The organism is Lactimicrobium massiliense (assembly GCF_900343155.1).
GTDB lineage: Bacteria > Bacillota_I > Bacilli_A > Erysipelotrichales > Erysipelotrichaceae > Bulleidia > Bulleidia massiliensis.
The window spans coordinates 536789-559534 of record NZ_OUNG01000001.1 but is presented as its reverse complement, the minus strand read 5'-3'; the positions used below and the strand labels follow the sequence as shown (position 1 = coordinate 559534).

At 50.0% G+C, this 22746-nt stretch carries 16 protein-coding genes and 6 tRNA genes; 18 read left to right on the top strand and 4 right to left on the bottom strand.

What is annotated here, in order from left to right:
• Nucleotides 1-64: 64 nt before the first annotated feature.
• Nucleotides 65-2197 (bottom strand): sodium-translocating pyrophosphatase, encoded by a 2133-nt coding sequence (locus DHU66_RS02725; RefSeq protein ID WP_108774337.1) that lies wholly within the window; start codon nt 2195-2197, stop codon nt 65-67.
• Between the two features lie 142 nt (nt 2198-2339).
• The gene (locus tag DHU66_RS02720; RefSeq protein WP_108774336.1) at nt 2340-3221 is read right to left on the bottom strand and encodes a LysR family transcriptional regulator; all 882 of its coding nucleotides are present in this window, start codon (nt 3219-3221) and stop codon (nt 2340-2342) included.
• A gap of 98 nt (nt 3222-3319) precedes the next feature.
• On the opposite strand from DHU66_RS02720, the gene DHU66_RS02715 reads away from it, so the two are divergent.
• The 4 genes from DHU66_RS02715 (at nt 3320) to DHU66_RS02700 (ending at nt 9290) form a co-directional block, all read left to right on the top strand.
• Nucleotides 3320-5041, top strand: coding sequence for an ABC transporter ATP-binding protein (locus DHU66_RS02715; protein WP_108774335.1), 1722 nt, complete (start codon nt 3320-3322; stop codon nt 5039-5041).
• The gene (locus tag DHU66_RS02710) at nt 5038-6786 is read left to right on the top strand and encodes an ABC transporter ATP-binding protein (RefSeq protein WP_108774334.1); all 1749 of its coding nucleotides are present in this window, start codon (nt 5038-5040) and stop codon (nt 6784-6786) included. Before DHU66_RS02715 ends, DHU66_RS02710 begins: the two co-directional genes overlap by 4 nt.
• Complete coding sequence (locus DHU66_RS02705) at nt 6783-7793, top strand: MmcQ/YjbR family DNA-binding protein (protein ID WP_108774333.1); 1011 nt, start codon at nt 6783-6785, stop codon at nt 7791-7793. Before DHU66_RS02710 ends, DHU66_RS02705 begins: the two co-directional genes overlap by 4 nt.
• A gap of 135 nt (nt 7794-7928) precedes the next feature.
• A complete protein-coding gene (locus DHU66_RS02700; protein ID WP_108774332.1) occupies nt 7929-9290 on the top strand; it encodes a DUF349 domain-containing protein in 1362 nt (453 codons plus the stop codon).
• 252 nt (nt 9291-9542) lie between these two features.
• Here the strand turns inward: DHU66_RS02700 and DHU66_RS02695 are convergent, their stop codons facing one another.
• Nucleotides 9543-10847, bottom strand: a complete 1305-nt coding sequence (locus tag DHU66_RS02695; protein WP_108774331.1) for an IS4 family transposase — start codon at nt 10845-10847, stop codon at nt 9543-9545.
• 257 nt (nt 10848-11104) lie between these two features.
• Between DHU66_RS02695 and DHU66_RS02690 the strand changes: the two genes are divergently transcribed.
• The 13 genes from DHU66_RS02690 to DHU66_RS02630 all read left to right on the top strand — a co-directional run bounded on the left by DHU66_RS02690 (nt 11105) and on the right by DHU66_RS02630 (nt 19916).
• Nucleotides 11105-11449 (top strand): hypothetical protein, encoded by a 345-nt coding sequence (locus DHU66_RS02690; protein ID WP_108774330.1) that lies wholly within the window; start codon nt 11105-11107, stop codon nt 11447-11449.
• A 2-nt stretch (nt 11450-11451) separates the two neighbouring features.
• Complete coding sequence (locus DHU66_RS02685) at nt 11452-12621, top strand: cation:proton antiporter (RefSeq protein WP_108774329.1); 1170 nt, start codon at nt 11452-11454, stop codon at nt 12619-12621.
• 175 nt (nt 12622-12796) lie between these two features.
• On the top strand, nt 12797-14215 hold the full coding sequence (locus tag DHU66_RS02680; RefSeq protein WP_108774328.1) for an MATE family efflux transporter: 1419 nt from the start codon (nt 12797-12799) through the stop codon (nt 14213-14215).
• Between the two features lie 41 nt (nt 14216-14256).
• Complete coding sequence (locus DHU66_RS02675; protein WP_108774327.1) at nt 14257-14709, top strand: hypothetical protein; 453 nt, start codon at nt 14257-14259, stop codon at nt 14707-14709.
• A complete protein-coding gene (locus tag DHU66_RS02670) occupies nt 14702-15919 on the top strand; it encodes an FAD-dependent oxidoreductase (RefSeq protein WP_167836226.1) in 1218 nt (405 codons plus the stop codon). Before DHU66_RS02675 ends, DHU66_RS02670 begins: the two co-directional genes overlap by 8 nt.
• Before the next feature lie 44 nt (nt 15920-15963).
• Complete coding sequence (locus DHU66_RS02665) at nt 15964-16902, top strand: LysR family transcriptional regulator (protein ID WP_108774326.1); 939 nt, start codon at nt 15964-15966, stop codon at nt 16900-16902.
• A gap of 2 nt (nt 16903-16904) precedes the next feature.
• Nucleotides 16905-19295, top strand: a complete 2391-nt coding sequence (locus tag DHU66_RS02660) for an amidohydrolase family protein (RefSeq protein ID WP_108774325.1) — start codon at nt 16905-16907, stop codon at nt 19293-19295.
• Between the two features lie 80 nt (nt 19296-19375).
• Nucleotides 19376-19451, top strand: a tRNA-Val gene (locus DHU66_RS02655).
• Nucleotides 19452-19457: 6 nt separating this feature from the next.
• Nucleotides 19458-19530: transfer RNA gene (locus DHU66_RS02650), tRNA-Thr, on the top strand.
• Nucleotides 19531-19534: 4 nt separating this feature from the next.
• Nucleotides 19535-19616 (top strand) — tRNA-Tyr (locus DHU66_RS02645).
• Nucleotides 19617-19667: 51 nt separating this feature from the next.
• Nucleotides 19668-19739 (top strand) — tRNA-Gln (locus DHU66_RS02640).
• A 20-nt stretch (nt 19740-19759) separates the two neighbouring features.
• Nucleotides 19760-19832, top strand: a tRNA-Lys gene (locus DHU66_RS02635).
• Between the two features lie 13 nt (nt 19833-19845).
• Nucleotides 19846-19916 (top strand) — tRNA-Gly (locus DHU66_RS02630).
• A gap of 13 nt (nt 19917-19929) precedes the next feature.
• On the opposite strand, the gene DHU66_RS02625 is transcribed toward DHU66_RS02630, so the two are convergent.
• Nucleotides 19930-20817: a LysR family transcriptional regulator gene (locus tag DHU66_RS02625; protein ID WP_108774324.1), complete on the bottom strand. Its 888-nt coding sequence runs from the start codon at nt 20815-20817 to the stop codon at nt 19930-19932.
• Between the two features lie 93 nt (nt 20818-20910).
• Here DHU66_RS02625 and DHU66_RS02620 point away from each other — a divergent pair, with 93 nt between their 5' ends.
• The gene (locus DHU66_RS02620) at nt 20911-22653 is read left to right on the top strand and encodes a flavocytochrome c (RefSeq protein ID WP_108774323.1); all 1743 of its coding nucleotides are present in this window, start codon (nt 20911-20913) and stop codon (nt 22651-22653) included.
• The last annotated feature ends 93 nt before the right edge of the window (nt 22654-22746 follow it).

Sequence of the window (22746 nt, the reverse complement as noted above, 5' to 3'; positions counted from 1 at the left end):
AAATATGTGCAAGCGCAAAAAAATGAGCTGCAACAGCTTATTCAACTGTTACAGCCCCTTTGGCTTAGTGGATCAGATGTACGGTATTGAAGACGACGGCGAGTGTGTTTGCCACGGTGGACATCATCTTGATGAAGATATCCAGGGCAACACCGACGACGTCTTTTCTTGTATCACCAACGGTATCACCGGTGACGGCTGCCTTGTGGGCAGGGGAGCCTTTGCCGCATCCTTTGATGCCGCCGGCTTCAATGAACTTTTTCGCATTGTCGAAGGCACCGCCGGAGTTGCCCATGAACAGGGCTTTTGGAATGGCAGTGATCGTGGCACCGATCAGCAGGCCGCCGACAAATTCAGCACCGGCAAGGAAGCCGCCGATGATCGGGATGATGATGGCGAGAATAGCCGGCATCATCATTTTCTTTAATGCCTGGTTGGCAGCCATCTCAATCATCTTGTTGTATTCCGGTCTTACCGTGCCTTCCAGCACACCTTTGACAGAGAGCTGGCGGTCTCCTTCATCGGCCATCAGGCGGGCAGATTCAATCGTATTGTCGGTCAGGATGGCAGAGAAGTATTCGATCAGGGCACCGCCGATGATACCGCCGGAGATGACGATATAGCTGGCAATGTTGAGGACCGGTACCTGATCGGCTGCGGTGTAGTTGGCAACATAGGCAACGATCAATGATACAGCCGCAAAGGCAGCAGAGCCAATGGCGAAGCCTTTGCCGATGGCAGCGGTGGTATTGCCAACGGCATCCAGCTTATCCGTGATGGCACGTACTTCCGGATCCAGGTGGCAGCTTTCTGCAAAGCCGCCGGCATTGTCGGCGATCGGGCCAAAGGCATCGATGGAGACGGTTGCGCCTACGAATGACAGCATGCCCAATGCGGAAATGGCAATGCCGTATGTACCGCAAAGTACGCCGGATAAGAACAGAGAGATACCGATGATCAGAATCGGCAGCAGGCAGCTTCTTGAGCCGAGGGCATCACCCTTGGTAATGACGAAGGCTTCTCCTTCGGTGGCAATTTCAGCCAGCTGTCTTGCCGGCTTGTAATCTGTGCTTGTGTAATATTCCGTGATGGAACCGATGGCAACACCGGACGCAATGCCAAGCAGGGCAGAGATCCATGGTGAGATCCAGCCAAGACGGAATTCATCATAGAGCGGGACATCCTTGAACAGGAACATGCAGGTGCAGAATGACAGGGCGACGGTCAGACCGGCGGCGATCCAGTTGGACAGATCCAGTTCATGTTCGGGATCATCCTTCATATTGCGAAGTGATGTAAACATGATGGACAGCAGGCAGGAGAACAGTCCCACACCTGCCAGTGTCACTGGGAACAGGGTCGTGGCATTGAAAGTTGCCTCGGTGATGTTTGTCTCTTTGAGAATGACGGCTGTTTCATAGCTGGTGACTGAGATCATCAGTCCGGCTGCGATGGAGGCAACATACGATTCCAACAGATCCGAGCAGTTGCCGGCAATATCATTGACATTGTCACCGATGAAATCGGCGATGGTGTTTGGCACGCGGGCATCATCCTCAGGCAGATCGTGGCGGATCTTGCCGAGAATGTCGCTGGAGATATCTGCGGCCTTGGTATAGTTGCCGCCGGCGACACGGTTGAACATCGCTACCAGCGAGCAGCCAAGGGAATAGGTCGTGATGCGCATGACACTGGCATTGCACGGTACTGACAGCAATAGGCCCTGGCCAACGGATGTATGGCTGACACCGTTGAAGATCATCAGTACCAGTAATAGTCCCATCGTACCAAAGGCCTGTACGGAAAGGCCGGAGATGGAGCCGCCCATCAGGGCAACTTTGACCGTGGCACCGATTGACAGGGTCTCTTTTGCTTTGTTGGCAGTGCGCACATTGGCGTAGGTTGCCGACTTCATGCCGATGATACATACTGCTGAGCTCATCAGGGCACCAAGCAGGAAGGTCAGACCGGATGTCTTTTCAATGAACAGTGTGAAGACAACGGCCATAATCAGCGTGACGATGCCGATGGAGCGGAACTCGGTGCGAATGAATGTGTTGGCACCGGATCGAATGATCGCGGCCATGTCGGCCATGTCCTTTGTGCCTTCCGGGAGTTTCCGGATGTTGTTGTAATTGTAGAATATGTAGCAAAGTGTCAGAATTGCCACAAGCAGAAAAATGAGCCACCAAACCATAATGTTTTTCCCCTTTCTTTGGCTGCTGCTATTGTCAACAGGCGAATGATCTGCCTGATTGTGCCTTTTTCAGACTTTCTCTGTTTTTGAATCCTTTGGCTTCATTATGAGACTTTGCGAATCTATTTACAAGTGATAGCGCTTACAATTTTTGACTTGCCTGCGCTGTTTTTGCTTTGATTTTCTGAAAACACTGCCAGAAGCGCTGCGCATTCTGATCCAGCCTGCCTTTGCGGTGGACAAGCCGCAGGCTGCTGGTCAGCCTGAGATCCGGTATGTGATTGCTGCCAAGTTCAGGATAGGGAATCGGCAAGGTATCCGGCACCAGGGCAATGGCATCCATGTGCCTGGCAAACTGCAGGCATGTTCTTGCATCGTCGCATACCATGATGGGATGAATGGTGATGAAGGCATTGTTGCAGGCTTCCCGGATCGGGTTCTCCCAGCGCCGGTACAGGATGAGGGGATAGTGAGACAGATCCTGCAGAGTCAGCGATGTCTCGATGTCTATCTTCTTCTGACAGACGGCATGAATGCGGCTGGTGCTGATTTCAATGGCATCCAGGTCCTGATCCGGATAAGGTGTGCGGATCAAGGCCAGGGAGATGATGCCTTCATGGAGCTGATCAAGCAGATCGTATGTATTGGCTTCATGCAGGATCAATGGAATGTGGGGATACTGCTGGTGAAATTGATCGAGTCCCTTGTAGAAGGCATCGCATTCATAGGAAGAGATCACGCCCATGGAGATCGGCTCTGGTGCATGCGAGTGCTGCTTCAGACGCTGATGGATATCACTGTCCATCGCCAGCATCTTCTTTGCATACTGGTACAGTATCTCGCCATCTTTGGTGAGACGAATACCCCGGCCCTGACGGATCAATAATGTGGTGTGCAGCTCTTCTTCCAGATTTTTGATCTGTGTGCTCAAAGGCGGCTGTGACATGTGGATCTTTCTGGCCGCCCCGGATACAGATCCTTCTTCAGCAATGGTCACAAAGTAATACAGTTGTTTCAGTTCCATGGTGCCTCCTATATAAAAATAATATAGCTTTGAATGATAATAATATCTTTGCTATAAGAGATCAATGGTACCATGGCACAGAAGAAGAGGGGAATACGATGGTTAACTTGAGAAAATATCTGGCCAGGTATCGTACGGCCAGTATCCTGACACCGCTGTTCAAGCTGCTGGAAGCGCTGCTGGATCTGTTTGTGCCGCTGGTTGTGGCGGCGATGATCAACCGCGGCATCGGCGCTCATGACGCCAGCTTCCTGATCCGCTGCTTTATTCTTCTGCTGGTGCTGGCAGCGGTGGGACTTGGGTTCAGTATCACAGCCCAGTACTTTGCAGCGAAAGCAAGTGTCGGCTTTGCCACAGATCTGCGCCAGGCACTGTTTGATCATATCGAAACACTGTCTTACAGCGATCTTGACAAACAGGGCAGCGATACGCTGATCACCCGGCTGACCGCGGATATCAACCAGGTGCAGACTGGCTACAATCTTGCCCTGCGGTTATTGCTGCGCAGTCCGTTCATTGTCTTTGGTGCCATGATCATGGCCTTCACGATCAATGTGAAGTGTGCCATCATCTTTGCCGTTGTCATCCCACTGCTGGCCATGGTTGTCTTTGGCATCATGTATGCGTCCATGCCGCTGTTTGCCAGAGCACAGAAAGCACTGGACAGGGTATTGTCTCTTGTGCGTGAGAATCTGCTGGGTGTGCGTGTCATTCGTGCATTCTGCCGTGAACAGGAAGAGGTACAGGCATTTGATGCCGCCAATGATCATCTGACCAGGCTGAATGAGAAAGCCGGCAATCTGAGTGCAATGATGAATCCGGCTACCTATATTCTGATCAATCTGGCAACGGTTGTGCTGCTGCAAAGCGGTGCCATTCAGGTAAATCTTGGCTCTCTTGCCCAGGGTGATGTGGTTGCTTTGTATAACTACATGGCCCAGATTGTGGTGGAGCTGATCAAGCTTGCCAATCTGATCATTTCCATCAATAAGGCACTTGCCTGTGCACACCGCGTCGAAGATGTGCTGGCTATCCAGCCTGGCATGCAGTATCCGGCAGCACCGGTTCAGCCGTCTGATCCGGATACCGTACTTGCCTTTGATCATGTCAGCTTTGTGTATGAAGGCGGCGGGGCAGAGGCACTGCATGATGTGTCATTTACATTGAAGCGGGGCGGTACGCTTGGCGTCATCGGCGGTACTGGTGCCGGCAAGAGTACGCTGGTGAATCTGGCAGCCCGCTTCTATGATGTCAGCGCTGGATCTGTCAAAGTGGAAGGTGAGGATGTGCGCAGCTATCCCCAGGCACAGCTGGAACAGATGATCGGTGTGGTGCCGCAGAAAGCAGAATTGTTTGCCGGTACGATCCGTGACAATCTGAAGCTTGGCAATGAAGGTGCGGATGATGACCTGCTTTGGAACGCACTGGAGAGGGCCCAGGCAAAGGATGTTGTGCAAGGAAAGATTGGTGGGCTTGACAGTATGGTTGAGCAGAATGGCCGCAATCTTTCGGGTGGACAGAAGCAGCGCCTGACCATTGCCAGAGCGCTTGTCAAACAGCCAAAACTGCTGATCCTGGATGATTCTGCCAGTGCTTTGGACTATGCCACGGATGCCCGCCTGCGGCAGGCATTGCGCAGTGTGAAGGCAACGACTCTGATTATTTCGCAGCGCATCAGTGCGGTGCGCCAGGCCGATGCGATTCTTGTATTGGATCAGGGAAAGCCGGTCGGCCTTGGCAGTCACGAACAGTTGATGAAAGACTGTACGGTATATCAGGAGATTGAAGCATCGCAGAACCGGAAGGAGGCAGCCGCATGAACAGGGATTCTTCAAGGAAAACATTTGCCAAAGTCATGCAGTATATCGGCCGATACCGCTTCCTGCTTTTCGCATCTCTTGTACTGGCAGGATTAAGCGTCATTGGCCAGCTGTATGTGCCGGTTCTGTTTGGAAAGGCCATTGATGAGATCGTGGGCAAAGGCAATGTTAATTTTGGCCGTATTGCCATCATGATGAAACAGACGGTTCTTGTCATTGCGGCAAGTGCTGCTTTGACCGGCATTATGAATATCATCAATAACCGGGTTGTGTATCAGACTGTAAAGGAGATCCGGGCCAGGGCCATGCGGCAGATCCAGAAGCTGCCGTTAAGCGTATTGGACAGCCACAGTTCCGGTGATATTGTGCAGCGGGTGACCGGTGATGCGGATGCCCTTTCCGATGGCCTGCTCAATGGCATGACCCAGTTGTTCTCCGGCATCATTATGATCATTGCCACTCTGTATTTCATGTTTTCCAGATCCGTTGAGGTCTCTTTGCTGGTAGTGATTCTGACACCGCTGTCATTTCTTGTCGCAAAGTTTATTGCCTCCGGTGCCTATGGCATGTTCCGGAAAGCAAACAAGACCAGAGGGGATCAGACAGCCTATCTGAATGAGATGGTCGGCTCCATGCGGGTGGTGCAGGCCTTTGGCTATCAGGAAAGAGCATCAAAGCGTTTCCGGAAGGTGAATGAAGAGCTGCAGGATTACGCACAGAAAGCAATCTTCTTCTCCTCATTGACCAATCCGTGCACACGGGCCGTGAATTCCTTGATCTATGCTATTGTGGCACTTGCCGGCAGTTTTCTAATTCTGAAGGGAAGACTGACCGTCGGCGGTCTGAGCGTGCTGCTGGCTTATGCCAATCAGTACATGAAGCCGTTCAATGATATTTCCAGTGTGATTACCGAGATGCAGAATGCCTTGTCATGTGCAGACCGGATCTTTGCTTTGATTGAGACAGAACCGGAACCGGCAGAGAAAGATGCTGTATTATCCGATGTCAAAGGCCATGTGCAGCTGAATCATGTGTACTTCCAGTATGATCCATCTAAGCCTTTGATCCGTGATTTTACGATGGAAGCAAAGCCGGGCATGCATATTGCGCTGGTTGGGCCGACGGGCTGCGGCAAGACGACGCTGATCAATCTGTTAATGCGCTTCTATGATGTCAACCGCGGCGAGATTCTGGTGGATGGAAAGAATATCCAGGATGTAACAAGGCATTCTCTGCGCCAGCAGTGGGGCATGGTGCTGCAGGATACCTGGCTGAAGAATGGCACAGTGCGGGAGAATCTGGCTTTGGCTGATCCTGATGCCAGTGAAGAGCAGATGATCGCAGCATGCAAAGAAGCCCATTCCTGGAGCTTTATCTCGCAGCTGTCAGATGGCCTGGATACACAGATTACCGAAGATACACTGTCTGCAGGTCAGAAACAGATGCTGTGCATTACCAGAGTAATGCTGGCCCTGCCGCAGATGCTGATCCTGGATGAGGCAACTTCTTCGATTGATACCCGTACCGAGATCCAGATTCAGGATGCCTTTGACAGGCTGATGGCAGGCCGTACAACCTTTGTGGTTGCCCATCGTCTTTCTACGATCCGCCATGCGGATCTGATTCTGGTCATGAAGGACGGCATGATCATGGAAATAGGCACGCATGAGCAGCTGCTGGCTGAAAACGGCTTCTACAAACAGCTGTATGAAGCACAGTTTGCCAGTGTGCAGGAGATGGCATGAATACGTTTCCCGGATGGGATCTGCTGGAAGGATGGCAGATCGATCCAAAGAAAGCTGTGGCATTTGGCTTTGTAAAAAGCGATCAGACCTTTGTGTATGAAAAGGATCTTGGCAGCGGTCTTTTGATCAGGATGAAGGCGGATGGCAGCCGGCTGCGGGCAGACTGCATCGATGCGGAAAGCAAAGAGCGTTTTGTGCCATTGTATGTACCTGGTACAAAGGGCACGTATGTTGATCAGGTACGCAAAGCCTTTCTGTCTGCACTGCTTTTGATCCGCAATGCCTGCTGTATACAGGGCGGCTATCAGCTTGCCCAGACAGGACGCATCATTGCTCTTGTGCAGGATCATCTGAAGATATCCATTGATCATCTGTTTGCCAAACATCCTTCCATTGGCGTTTTCCATCATGAAGACGGCAGATGGTTTGCGTTTATTTCTCCTGTTATCCGATCCAAAGTGTTTCCCGGAGGCGGTGATACGCAGACTGAGATTCTGGTATTCCGCACGGATGAGAAAGAGAATCTGCTGAAAGAGAAGGGGTTTGGCCGGGCGTGGCATATGAACCAGCAGCGCTGGGTATCTCTGGAGCTGAATGATGCGATCAGTGATGCACGCATCCTCTCTTTATTAGAGAACGCAAGTGATCTTTCCGGCGGTCCTGCATGCCATGCATGGCTGCTGCCCGCCAATCCAAAGCAGTTTGATGTGATTGGTGCGCTGGAAAACTGTGATGAGATCACCTGGCACAAGGATGGAAATGTGCTTTTGCATGACCGTGTGTATCTGTACTATGCAAAGCCATATGGCTGTATTCTCTACCAGTTTGATGTGATTGCAGTGGATGCAAAACAGATGGTGCTTCATGTGGTGCAGCGGTATCGGCGCGGCCAGATTGACCTTACCTTTCTGAAGAGTATCGGCCTGCGGGCTCCGCGCAGTCTGCGCCATCTGCCGATGGATCTGGAAAAGCTTGTTCTGGACCACGTGCAGGTTTGTCACAGGTGATGATTTTTGCGGAAAAAACCGGTTTTTCTTCCCATTACTACGGGATTCATGTAAAATAAGCGGGTGGATTCGGGCGGCAGAGCCCGATTAGTTTCGAACTGACAACAGTTCCATATTCGCGAGGGAGGAAAAAGTATGGATTGGAAAACACTGCCTGGTTACGACGAGAAGTATGCCAACATTTCCATTAAGGAGCGCAAGTCATTTGGCGGAAAGGTCATTGACGTATTGTATGGCGCCAAGGATGAAAACGGAAATGCGGCTGTACCGGTCGCTGGCAAGGATGACGGACACGGAGAGTGGTTCGGTATCGAAAATGAGAAAGGATACGTCATGTTCACTCTGAAGCATCCAGCATCCGAGGGTGGTGAAGTTGAGTATGGCACCAGCCATGGTGATCATGCCCTTGAGGATATGGAAGCGGATCTTGCCAAGAAGCAGGCACTGTGCAAGGAGATCAATGATCTGCAGCCTAGTGAAGAGAATGCAGCCAGGGTGGATGAGCTGAAGCAGGCATATGCTGGTGTTGAGGACTGGGGAACAGCCAAGGATGCCGAGTATAATGAGTGGTTCAACCGCAAGGCCGATGAGTTTGAGAAGAACAAGAATGTGATTGCCGAGAATACCAAGGCAAAGCAGGAGCTCGTGGATGAGGCTGCCAAGCTGGCTGATGCCCAGGAGTGGAAGGCTGGCCAGGCAAAGCTGAGAGAGCTTGAGGATAAGTGGGATGAGCTGGGAAGCGCCGGTGCTGCTGACAGTGCGCTGCATACAGCATTCCGTGATGCCAGAAGAAAGTTCTTCGCTGCCAAGGATGAATACTTTGACAATCTGGATAAGATGCGTGCTGAAAACAAGGCCAAGAAGGAAGAGCTTGTTGCCAAGGCACAGGATGCCGTCAAGGATATCAAGAGCTATAAGGCAACCGGCGATCTGATGAATTCTCTGATGGACAGTTGGAAGGCTGTCAAGAGTGCCGGCCATGAGACAGATGAGGCTCTGTGGAAGGAGTTCTCTGCAGCCCGTCAGGAGTTCTTTACAAAGCGCAGAGCGTTCTATGAGGAGCGTGATGCACAGCGCAAGGAGTCGATTGATGCCAAGCGTGCTCTGATTGAGAAGGCTAAGGAAATTGCGGCTAGAAATGATTATAGCCGTGAGACAACAGATGAGATGAAGCAGCTGGATGTTGAGTGGAAGAAGCTTGGCTATTCCGGCAAGGATGAGAATGACCGTCTGTGGGATGAGTTCAAGGCTGCCAAGGATGTGTTCTGGAATGGCAAGCATGATGCGTCTCAGGCCCGTTTCAAGTCTTTGATTGACCGTAAGGATGAGCAGATCCGCAATATGCGTGAGCAGGTGAACCGTCTGGAAGAGAGAGTTTATGAGACGGATGACTTTGAGGAAGAGCAGGATCTCAACCGCAGAGCTGCGCAGAAGAAGAACATCATTGAGAACATGAAGAAGGATATTGAGGATCTCAAGTCCAAGCTTGATGACTGATGACAGTAAGGAAGGTGCAGGCCCAATGTCATTAAGATAAGCTCATGAAAGTGATATTGAGATTTTGACCCGTTAAGTTAAGAAGCTGGATGAAGAATAATAATGTTATTCTTCAGGACTCAGCTTCTTTTTTGATCAGCTCTTAGAGGACAATCCAGAGGTTCTCAAAAAGAAGGCATGACGAAAACATCTTTTGAGCAATCTGTCACTTTATCATTGAATCCAAAGGCTGACCTCGTATAATGAAGTTGCTTAGGCAGCTCTATAGAGTGACAGTCTTGCTGGTTGTGACTTTATATTGCGCTTGAACTTTCTTCCTGGTCGTACGGGACTCAGGAAGTTTTTTATTCTGTCTATGAATGCTTTTGTCGTAATAAGCTTCTTCAGGAATAATCGCGCATTCGTAACGGCAGGTTTAAAAGCAATCTGATACGTCCATTTTCTGCCATCCTTTTCTACCGGCACAGCATTGATCAGAAGCTGGGTGTAGTTGTACATGATGAGAGCGGCATAGATTTCCTGTCTTGCGTTTTTCTGCTTGACTGAATTGAAGTAAACCATGTTTGTATCGTATTTCAAGTGGCGGAATGCACCTTCAATCTCCCAGCGCATATGGTAAAGTTCCTTAAGCTCAGTGATGGAAAATTCATCTTTGGGCAGATTCGTAACCAGGCACTCATAAGTACCGTCCGTGATTTTGAAACGGGCGACACGGAAAGTCATATTGTAGAACGGATGATCAAAATCCAGATAACTGAAATTTACGTTTGATGGCAGGAATACGTATTTCTGCTTGTTTTGCTTGATCTCTTTCGTCTGGCTTCTTGTCAATATACGAGTGATATCTCGATCGAATTCTTCATCTGGCAGATCAATGGCAGATAAGATCCCGCTGCTGAATATATCCTTTATACGAATGGCGAAGTGAATGCTGTTTTCAAGCATATAGGCAAGCAGCTCATAGCTTTCGTAGCCGCGGTCAGCAGTAATAATCGTTTTGGCTGGCAGATCATGGGCTTTAAGCATATCAAGCAGAGCGCCTTTCTCATGAGACTTCTGTTTCGTATCTATCATAGCGTCTGTATATACGCGATTCAGAACGTCATACAGAGCATTGAGATGAAGCTGATTATAGCCCTGGCTGTTCTCATCATTCTTCAGAAATGTCTCTGGATCATCAGGGTTATAAGGGATACGTACATCTGATCCATCACAAGCGAATACACGATAGCCTTTGAAGAATCTGGTTCCAGGAATGTTTTCAGTCATTAAGTGCATTACTCTTTCAAGAGCTTCGGGATCGAGCTTTGAACGCTGCTGGCAGAAAGCTGAAGCAGACGGCGGGACTTTGGAAACAAAGAAATCAGAGAGTTCCTGGTTTAATGCCTTGGCCTGTTTCTGGATAAGGAAGCGAATCAGAATACCAGCGGGCAGTGCACGTATCCGAGTGAAGTCAACACCTGGCTGCGTACAATAGCAGCTTATATTTTGCTCGACCATATCAATGGCCTTGGCTAAAATGTCATCTACGCACTTAACAGAATCAATGGAAATCATAGTGAATTTTTCCTCCTACAATTTCCTTCGGATTGTGTAAAAAAGGCTGATTTTTGGCTGTCAAGTGTTTTTTAGAAAATCATCCAAAAAAATACGGCCCCTTTTGGCCATCAAAAAAAATGCCTTGTATTCTTACAAAATACAAAGCGTTTCAATCATCAAGCCCTAACTTAATGACATTGGGTGCAGGCCTTCCTTTTTTGTTTGTCAGAATTGTTGTACAAGCCTATAATGGGCATCGGAAAGAGGGATAGAAGATGGAACTGTTAGTTCATATTACAAATCATGAAGAGACGGTTACACCCATCATGGATAAGATGATGGCTGCCGGTATTCATGGTGCTTCCATTGTTACTTGTGAAGGCATGCTTGCGGCTGTCAATGCGGACAGTGTCAATGCCCCTGCTATTTTTGGCGGTCTGCGCCAGTTTCTGAATCCAGAGCGTCCTCAGAACAAGATGATTCTTGTATTGCTGGAAGATAATCAGGTTCAGCAGGCGATTGATATTGTGCATCAGGTGTCAGGAGATCTCAGGTTGCCGAATACCGGCGTCATGTTCGTGCTGCCTGTGAGCCGCTGTGAAGGAACAGACAGTCACTGAGCATGACGGTCCTGTTATATCTTGGCCTGGCCATGTGTGCCGGCCTGCTGATGACAAGACTGACGCGGCTTGTTCATCTGCCTAATGTCACAGCATACTTGATCGCCGGTGTATTGATCGGCCCGTGTGTCCTGCATTTATTAAGCAAAGACACAGTTTCTTCACTCGGCCTGATTACCTCAGTGGCACTTGGCTTCATTGCCTTCTCCATTGGTGATCAGTTCCGTCTGGAAGATATGAAGAAGCTTGGTACAACCGTGCTGGTTGTCACGCTGTTTGAGTCAGTCGGCGCTGTTATTCTTGTCGATATTGTTACCCTTGTCTGTGGCTTCCCGCCGGCTGAGTGCCTTGTGCTTGGTGCATTGGCAGGCTCTACTGCACCGGCCGCAACCCTGCTGGTTGTGCGTCAGTATAAAGCATCCGGTCCATTGACAAGTGTCTTACTGCCGGTTGTCGCAGCCGATGATGCGACGGGTCTGATTGCCTACTCCATTTCCATTTCCATTGCCCAGGGCATTGCCAATGGTGAGGCATTCTCCATTGTCAATACACTTCTGGTACCGCTGCTGGAAATCATTCTGGCTCTGGCCATTGGTGCTGGTCTTGGCTTCCTTGTTGCATTGAGCCACCGCTGGTTCCACTCTCATACCAACCGGATGTCCATCTGCATCGCTGCGGTATTCTGTGCCGTTGCCATTGCTGATCACTTCGGATTGAGCTCACTGCTGATGTGCATGATGCTTGGTGCTGTGTATGTCAACCTGCGCAGTGATGCGGAGCGTATCCTGAATTCTGTGGATGACTGGACATATCCGCTGTTCATGCTGTTCTTCGTTATTTCAGGTGCCCAGCTCGATCTGTTCTCACTGCCAAAGGTTGGCCTGCTTGGCGTGATCTACATCATCACTCGTTTCTCCGGCAAGTGGCTCGGTTCCTGGCTTGGTGCGACTATCCGCAAGTGCCCGAAGGTTGTCAAAGATGGCATTGGCTGGGCTTTGATGCCGCAGGCTGGTGTCGCCATTGGTATGGCAACCCTGGCTGTGACACAGCTGCCGCAGTATGGCTCTCAGATCCTGACTGTCATCCTGTCCGCAACACTTGTCTATGAGATCGTTGGTCCGATCGCAACCAAGACAGCACTGCAGAAGGCAGGAGAAATTCATACAAACTGATATGTCAAAGTAGTGCACATGATTGTGCATTGCTTTTTTTATTCGAATGAAATTCCTGCACAGCTGATCGAAATATCTCCAGGTTCCGGGATGAACCTTTTTGATAATGTGCTGTGTGCAGACTGCATAGTTCTTCCATACTGCTTTTTGGTGTATGGGTATTATAATAACTGTTATGACAGATACAGATAAAGATGTATTGCGCAAGGCAATGGATGCGGATCATCCGCTGCCTCTTGGCGCAAAGATGGAAGTGGTATGGAAACTCTCTCTGCCTGGCATTCTTGCCCAGATTTCAGAGATTGCCATGCAGTATATTGATGCGGCGATGGTAGGCAGTCTTGGTGCTTCTGCCAGTGCTGCCATTGGTCTTGTGGCAAGTTCGACCTGGCTGGTTGGCGGCCTTGTCATGGGAACGGCGGCTGGCTTCTGTGTGCAGATTGCCCATGCGTCTGGTGCAAAGCAGGAGGCAAAAGCACGTGATATCCTGCGCCAGGGCATCCTGGTATCATTGCTGATTTCACTGGTGCTGGCGGGGCTGGGCTCTTTTGTTTCTTTCCATCTGCCTGCCTGGCTTGGCGCAGATACATCTTTGTGGCATGATGCCACGGCATACTTTCTTGTCTTTGCCTTGTTTGTGCCGGTAAGGATGATGTTCTATCTTGGCCAGAGTGCGTTGCAGAGCACCGGCAGTATGAAGATCCCGGGCTTTTTGTCGGCCATCATGTGTGTACTGGATGTGTTCTTCAATTACCTGCTGATCTTTCCTGCCCGCCAGGTTTCTCTTTTTGGCGCTTCTGTTGTCATGCCTGGTGCGGGTCTTGGTGTGATGGGTGCGGCACTTGGTACGGCCTTCTCGTTTGTGTGTGCGGCGATCGGTGTCTTTATTGCCATTATGCATTCTTCCACGCTGTCTCTTTTGAAAGCAGGCAGCTGGAAGCTGCATCATGATACATTGCATGAGGCGGCGGTAATCGGTGTGCCGATGGCACTGGAGCAGGCAGCGATGACCAGTGCCCAGGTGTTTTCCACCCGGATTGTGGCACCGCTTGGCACCAATGCCATTGCGGCCAATTCCTTTGCTGTGACTGCAGAATCCATCTGCTATATGCCTGGTTATGGCATCCAGAGTGCCGCGACAACGCTGGTGGGTCAGGCTGTTGGTGCCAGAAGAAAAGAGCTTGCCAAAAGCTTTGGCTGGCTGAGTACGCTGATGGCAATGGCAATCATGGCCATGACTGGTTTTGCCATGTATTTCCTCTGCCCATTTGTCTTTGCCTTTCTGACACCAGTGGAAGATGTACGCAGGCTGGGGGCTTCGGTATTGCGGATTGAGCTGCTGGCAGAGCCGTGGTTTGCGGCATCGATTGCCGCTTCGGGTGTGATGCGCGGGGCAGCGGATACACTGGTGCCGGGCATCATGAATCTTGTCAGTATCTGGGGTGTGCGCATTCCGCTGGCCATGGTGCTGTCAAAACAGTACGGCCTGCACGGTGTATGGATCGGGATGGCAGTAGAGCTTACTTTCAGAGGGCTGATCTTTTTGATCCGGCTTGGCAGGGGCAGATGGCTGAACCGTGCTTTTGAGGGATAATCGCATTCAGTGTATAATAGCCGTAAGTGAGGTGATGTGGGATGCTGAAGAAGATGCCGCCGGCACAGAAGGTGTTTGAGGCCTTTACGGCGATTGCGGATGAGCGTGTGACAATGGGGGATCACGAGGCAAAGGTGGATTCCAGTGATGATGCCAGAGAGTATACAGTGCGCTGGCAGGATGAGGCATATGCTTCTTCTGATCCGGCAACCTACTGGCAGGGATATCCTGGCTATCCGGTGATTGCGGTGCTTCTGATGCAGGGGAAGCTGCCGATGGACCGCCGCATCATTTCCTATATGTCGGATATTCCCTGGCATAAGCTGAATGATGCTCACAAGCGGGATTATCAGGCTGCTTTGATGGATGCGCTGTCAGACAATTCCCATGCCGAAGAGATTCTTGCCTATGGGCAGAAAGTGAATGAGGAACTGGCAAAGCTGGATATCACCGTGCACAGGAGTCTGAATACAAAGAGGAAAAAGCATGATTGAAGAACATACAAAAGAACTGGCGGCGTACTGTTTGTCCTGCCCGGTGCCGCGCTGTGAAACAGGATGCCCGGTGCATAATCATATCCGGGACTATATCAAGGCCGTCAAGGAAGATGACATGGCCAGGGCCAGAGAAATCCTGTATGGCGTGAATCCATTTCCGCAGCTGACATGCCGTCTTTGTGATTATGCAAGACAGTGTCAGGGACACTGCGTGCGGGCAATCCGTTCGGTCCCGGTGGAGATTCATTCGCTGGAAATGGCCATCAGTGATTCCGGCTTTGATGAGACAGTCAGCGGCACTGCCAATTGGCATCGCATTGCGATGATCGGTGCCGGTCCTGCCAATCTTGCGGCCGCAAAGTATCTGGTGCGCAGAGGCTTCCAAGTGGAAGTTTATGAAGCGCTGGATGAGATCGGCGGCGCCATTTTCAGCGGGATTCCTTCCTATCGTTTTGACAAGTCGTATCTGCAGGAAATCTACAATGACCTTGCCAGAGCAGGTGTGAAGTTCCACTTTGGTACGATGGTTGGCAGAGATGTGTCTTTAGAGGAGCTTTTGAAGGAGTATGACCGTATTCTGGCTGGCATTGGTGCCCAGTCGGAGAATACGTATGGCCTGCAGGGTGATGGCTGCAAAGCTGGCCTTTCGCTGCTGTATGATCTGAATGTTCTGCATCTGCAGGAAGAATACCATACGAAGTATCGCCATGCGGTTGTCTGGGGCGGCGGCAATGTGGCAATGGACTGTGCCCGCAGCCTGATTCGGCTGATGGATGATGTGACGGTGGTCTACCGCCGCTCTGAGAAGGAGATGCCGGCAAACCATGATGAGATTGAAGATGCGAAAAAGGAAGGCGTGAAGTTTGCTTTCCTGGAGAATATCAAGTCGTTGTCTCTGGATGAGCAGGGCAGAGTGACTGGTGTTCATGCCGTGAAGATGCATCTGGGAGAGCCGGATGACAGCGGCCGGGCAAGACCGATTGAGACCGTTGGCAGTGATTATGAGATTGTATGTGATCTTGTTGTACCTGCGATCGGTCAGAAGGTTGATTTTGCGCCATTGGATGGTCTGCATACGACTGCCAGCCACCTCAGTGATCATGAGCGGGTTTATGTGTGCGGGGATGCCTATCTTGGACCAAAGACGGTGGCAGCAGCCATTCATGATGGCATCGAAGCAGCCAGGGAGATTGAAGCATCATTCTGACAGGAAGGGGAAACCTTTCCTGTTTTCATAAAGAGGGATAGTACATGACGATACAGCAGATACATTATGCAATCGTGATCTCAGAAACGGGATCTTTGAACAAGGCCGCGGAGCAGCTCTATGTGTCACAGCCTTCTTTGACCAGTGCCCTGCAGGAGCTGGAGAAGTCTTTGCATATTACGATTTTCAACCGTACTGGCAAAGGCGTGACGCTGACCAATGACGGCCGGGAGTTCCTGCAGTATGCACGCCAGGTCTATCAGCAGTATACAGACCTTCTGGAGCGCTATGAGGACACTTCCAATATCAAAATCAAGTTTTCTGTCTCCACCCAGCATTATTCTTTTGCGGATAAAGCTTTTGTCGAGATGGTGAAGAAGTTTGATCTGTCCAAGTATGAGTTTGCCATCATGGAGACAAAGACCAGGGAAGTGATCTCTGATGTGGCCAGTGTCAAGAGTGAGATCGGCATTCTGTATCTGTCTGATTTCAACCGGCCGGTAATTACCAAATTGCTGCGGACCAACAATCTGGTCTTTCATCATCTGATTGATGCCAGAGCCTATGTGTATATCTGCCGCAATCATCCGCTTGCTAAGCAGAAGTCCATTTCCTTTGAGCAGCTGCAGAAATATCCCTGCCTGAGCTTTGACCAGGGCGATAACGTTTCCTTTTACTTCTCGGAAGAGATTCTTTCGACCAATGAATACCCGCGCATCATCCGTACCAATGACCGTGCGACGATGCTGAATCTGATGGTCGGCCTCAATGGCTATACATTGTGCTCGGGCATCATATGTGAAGAGCTCAATGGGGATGACTATGTGGCAGTTCCCTATGAGGATGCCAACAATCCCAACAGTACGATGGAGATCGGCTATATTACCCGCAAGGACAACACGCTGTCCAAGATGGGAACTTTGTATGTGCAGGAACTGAATGACTATCTGCAGCAGGAATCAAAGAAGATGCAGCAGAGGTGAATATGCAGGACTTTGGCTATTTCTTTCTGGATCAGGAAAAAGATATGATTGTCTCTCTGCAGATGGCAGAGGATGGCAGGCTGTACTATGAGCTTTCTACGCCTAATCATCACACGGGCAATCTGATCAGGAACTTTGCCCATTTGTGCAAGGCGGATCTTTACGAAAACACCATCGGCCTGCAGGTGATGCGCGGGGAAGTGCCATGTTACGTGGATGGCAATAATGAACTTGTCTATGTGCTGCGTCTGGCTGATACCAAGATTGCCAATATCTACCCGGATGGCCATATTGAATGCAAAGCCACGGTGCCGGCCATTGCCAAGACACTGATGTCACAGACCAAGCAGTATAAATACGGAGCCTATGAGACGATCTTCAAGACGTATGTATTTGCGGACTGCAAGTTCCACAGTGATCTGCATACGCATATGAATGCCAATCTGAGTCCGGATACCCTGATTGCCCTTGGCATTGCCCATCAGATCCGCTATCCGCTGTATCTGATCCGCAAGCTGAATCTGGAAGTCAATGATGCACAGATGAAGTATCTGCTGGATACCTTCGCCAGAAATAAAGCGGGCAGAACAGCCCGTCAGGCAGAGGATATGACCTATCTGAACTTTGCAGACCTGATCCTGAACAATCTCGATCATGCCGAGGCTAACATTGTCAAAATCCGGATCTCATTGTCTATTCTGAAGGATGGCCAGGCCGTCTTCACCAATCTGGAGAAGGTCTATCAATACCGCTATGTCTTTGCCAAGGGTGTCCCGTGTGAGAAAAAGATTGTGCTGCATGACTGTGAAAAGATTCCGGACAGAGATGTGCGGGACAATGTGCTGCAGATGCGCAAGGATCAGAAAGATCCCCGCTATGCGCATTTCTCCTTGTTTCAAAGCAAATTGTTATGGATTGGCCGCACCTATCAGAAACAGGGTGTGACCTACGCCGAAATCAGTGATACAACCCTGGTCAAAAATCCGGTTGCTTTTGACATGCTTAAAGAAGTTCATGAGGCTATGCCTGCGATCATGCAGGAAACCGGCGTAACAATCCGCTTCCTGGCTGCCATGCGCCGGATTCCTCTGCAGGGCATTGAGCAGATGCCAAAGAACTATCTCATCCAGAATCTGTCTGTTCTTTCAGCAGTGGCATCTGATCCCTATGTGGCCGGGTGTGACTTTGTCGGGGAAGAAATCAATGATATCCAGACACTGAAACCGTTATTCAAGGCTATTGATCAGATTGCTGCAAGGGAAGATGGGTTTGTCATCCGTATTCATGCCGGTGAGAATGATTCTCTGAAGGTGAACATGAGCCATGCGATTGCCTGTGTCAAAGACTGTCTGGCTCCAGGCCAGAAGATGCCTGAGATGCGTCTTGGCCATGGTCTGTATACCGTTGCTTTGAACAGTGAACGGGGAAAGAAGCTGCTGAAAGATCTGGCTGACAATCACATTGTGCTGGAGTTTCAGATCACCAGCAATGTCCGTCTGAACAACCTGACAACCATTTCCCGTCATCCGCTGCGCACCTATCTGGCAAATGGCATTGCCTGCGTACAGGGGACCGATGGTGCGGGCATCTATGGCACCAACAGCATGGATGAACAGCTTGCCTTGGCAAGACTGCTGCATTTGAGTCATGATGAAATGAGACAGATGCGCATGGCAGAAGAACATGTGATGACAAAGCAGCTTGCCTGCTTTGCAAGAAAGATGGATGTGCAGAAGAAACTGCTGCAGAACATGAGCCTGCAGGAATACTTTATGCAGCGGATGTCACTGCCGGTGGCAGATGTACACCTGATACAGGATGGCCTGCAGGACAGCAGTATGATGCTGAAAGAACAGATTCATGCACTGCCTTTGGACAGAATCCCGGTGATCATTGCCGGAGGCAGCTTTAATACCGAAGAAAGAAAGACCAGAGTGCAGCCGGAAGCCCAGCATCTGTTACAGGATGCATTGAGCCGGCTGGATTCTGCCCGCCATTTTCTGGTGGTCGGCCACACACTGTCCGCCTATGAAAAATACGCTGTTGAACATGCCCATGGCTGTGAGGTATATGCTTTTGTGCCATCACGTCTGAAAGAAGGCCAGATTCATCATCTGCGGGAACATCATGTGAAGATCCGGATTTCACCAGAGACGATCGGAGCAGCCCTGTATAAGAGCTTTAACTATGAGATCTTTGAAAGAAGACCATCGGTTGTGATTGCGTTTGATGGCAATTCAGCGGGCGAGAATCTGATCCAGGAAGCACGCAATGGCAAGGGCAAAGCCAGAATTTATGTGTATGCCGGTGCACGCAGTCTGAAGAAGAAGGCGGAATCGCTGCAGGGGTATGTGACGTTCTTTTCAGAATCACAGAAGATTGTTCTGCCCTGAGAGGGCATGCTGGCAAAAAAGTGTGTTGACGCAGGAATACAGCTGTGGTATATTAATCCAGCACCTTGATAAAAGGTAATGGAGGTTTAGCTCAGCTGGGAGAGCATCTGCCTTACAAGCAGAGGGTCAGCGGTTCGAGCCCGTTAACCTCCACCATTGTTTGCCGACATAGCTCAATTGGCAGAGCAACTGATTTGTAATCAGTAGGTTGTAGGTTCGATTCCTATTGTCGGCACTCTGGAGACGTAGCGAAGTGGCTAAACGCGGCAGACTGTAAATCTGCTCCCTCTGGGTTCGGTGGTTCGAAACCACCCGTCTCCACGTTTTGATTCTGACACACTGTTATGTGTGATATATAGATATAGGGCAGATTGGGGCATAGCCAAGCGGTAAGGCAAGGGACTTTGACTCCCTCATTCGTGAGTTCGAACCTCGCTGCCCCAGCCTTGTTTTATTCCACTGCTGTCTCGGTAGCTCAGGTGGTAGAGCAACTGACTTTTAATCAGTGGGTCGAGGGTTCGATTCCCTTCCGAGACACCTCTGATTGTATGCGAGTGTAGTTCAATGGTAGAACGGCAGCCTTCCAAGCTGCATACGTGAGTTCGATTCTCATCACTCGCTTAGATAGATCCGCTCAGGCGGATTTTTTGTTTTGGGCGGCATACACATCAATTGCTGTATCAATATACTTCTGCAGGGCAGCAGAGGCAGGGCTTTTATAGAGAATGCCATAGGTTCTCTGCCAGCCTGTATCCAGAGGAATCGTTTTGATCCCGTCAATTTTGCGGATAAACGGATTGGCGCCAATGATGATATGGTGCGTACCATGCAGTGAAAAGGCTGCTTCCACCTGATTGTCAACATCGCTGCGGATGATCAGGTTTTCCGGGTGATGGCAGAATGCCTTTTTCATTTCGGCAATGTAATCCTTCATGACCATCAGCCCGAAGATGGAAACCTGATAAACGGTCATCTGCTGCAGATTGATTCTGGTGTGTCCGGCCAATGGATGGTTCTGGTCCATGGCAGCATAGTATGGCTGTGTGGTGAGCCGAACGAATGTGCAGTCATCAAACGCAGGCGCGTCTGTAATGAAGCTTTCCGCAATGTCCTGAATATGATTAGCAACTTTCCATTCACCGGAATGATTGGGATGGACTACCCTGATCAGCTGTATGTCAGGGTATTTCCTGGCAAAGATTTCATTGACAGGATCAAGAAGAATCTGGTGCTGAAGTGCTCCTATACGGATGCTGTTTTCTCCGATTGTGTTTCTGCAGGCTGCCATCAGTTTTTCTTCTTTCTGCAGAATTTCTTTTGCACCATCATAAAAGATCCTGCCGGCATCGGTCAGTTTCAGACCGGTATGAGAACGCAGAAACAGTGGGACACCGATCTCTTTTTCAAGGCTGTCAATCTGCTTCATCATGGCCTGCTTGCTCAGGTGACTGTCCTGCTCTGCCTTGGAAAAACTGCTTTTGTCGGCAGTGAGCAGAAATGTTTTCAACTGTTCTGTATTCATGGTAACTATAGGTTACCATTGCGGCAACAATCCGGCAATTCCTTCCGTCCTTTGTGAAATTTACAATAATCCCGAAAGAGGGAAAGAAAAAACATGAAGACAAGAAGATTTGCGTCGGCAGTCGGGTGTATTGCCTTACTGCTGTCAGGATGCGGCTCTGGCCCATCTGCAGCTAAGTATAAGGCAGGTGAGTACACTGCCACAGCTGCGGGAAGAAATGGTGATGTGACACTGCATGTCACCTTTACTTCTGACAATATTGAAAAGATCACAACGGAAAATCAGGAGACGCAGGGCATTGGGACAGCAGCCATTGATACCTTGATTCAGGAGACAATTGATAATCAGGCTGTGCCTGCCGACATGGTCAGCGGGGCAACCATTTCCAGCAATGCCTATGTGACGGCGTTGAAGGATGCGATTGCCCAGGCTGGCGGCACCGCAGCGACTGCCGCCGTATCTGCAGAAGGCAATGATTACAGCACAACTGATGCGGATGTGATTATTGTCGGCGGCGGTGCAGCCGGCATGACAGCAGCCGTGACCCTGGCGGACCAGGGAGACAGTGTCATCCTGCTGGAAAAGAGTGACAACCTTGGCGGCAATACACCGGCTGCTGCCAATGGGATTAATGCGGCAGATTCCCAGGTACAGCTGAATGATCAGCAGTACAAGGATGCAGGCGCTTCGGTAGAAGGACTGGAGAATCTGCAGTCACAGAATACAGAAGCACGTAAGAATCTCGTGGATGCATTTGCGGAAAACAGCGGCAGTGTGATTGACTGGATGAACAGTGATCTTGGCGTTGATTTCAAGGTGGATATCCAGGAAGATCCGCGCAATGCTGTTCAGAATTACTATATGCTGCAGGCAGATGCGGATGGTTCTACAGGTATTACACTGACAAATGCGATGGAAACCGCATTATCCAAGCGGGATGTGACCGTATATAAAAATACCGATGCCATAAGTCTGATCACCCAGGATGATCAGGTGACTGGCATCAAGGCAGATTGTGATGATGGTCAGGAAAGAGAGTTTACCGGCAAGGCTGTATTGCTGGCAACAGGCGGTTTTGGCCACAATCAGGAACTGCTTGCAAAAGTGAATCCAAAGCTTGCTAATGCGACAACGGATGAAATTGCGCCGACGACGGGTGAAGGACTGCTCATGGCCCAGGCTGTGGGTGCCAAGGCTGTGGATCTGGATGCCATTCAGACTTTCCCGGTTGTCATTTCCGGCTATGGTATGTGCACACCAAATAAGCTGCCAGGCGGCATGAGCCTGGATGGCGCAGTCATTGTCAATGACAATGCGGAAAGATTTACAGCTGAGCAGTTTGAAGCGGGAGATGCAATTCTGCAGCAGCCCAATGGCAATGCTTATATGATCTTTGGCAAAAATGATCTCAACGATGATATAAAACAGATCATGAGCGCAGGCTATGTACAGGAGGCAGATTCCCTGTCAGAGCTTGGTGAGAAGCTTGGCATTGATGGCGATACGCTGGCAAAGACAGTTTCTGCTTACAATGATGATATTGCGGATGGCACTGATGATGCGTATGGCAGACAGAATCCAACCGCAGTAGATGCCAGCGGCAAGGTCTATGGCTTCAAGTATGGTGTTGGTGCCCACTATTTTATGGGTGGTATTCTGATTGATGAGAATACACATGTTCTCAATGAACAGGAACAGCCGATTGCAGGCCTGTATGCTGCAGGCGAGGTAACTGGCGGCTTCCATGGCACGCAGAGAATTGATGGCTCCGGTATTGGTGACAGCTTTGTCTTTGGCAGGATTGCCGGCAATGCCATTGCCTCAGCACTGAAATAATATGAATTTGTGGTCCTGGCAGGGTTGATTCTTGTCAGGACTTTTTTGCGTTCCTGCCAGGACTCCGCATTTCCGGATTAGTAAATCACAGTG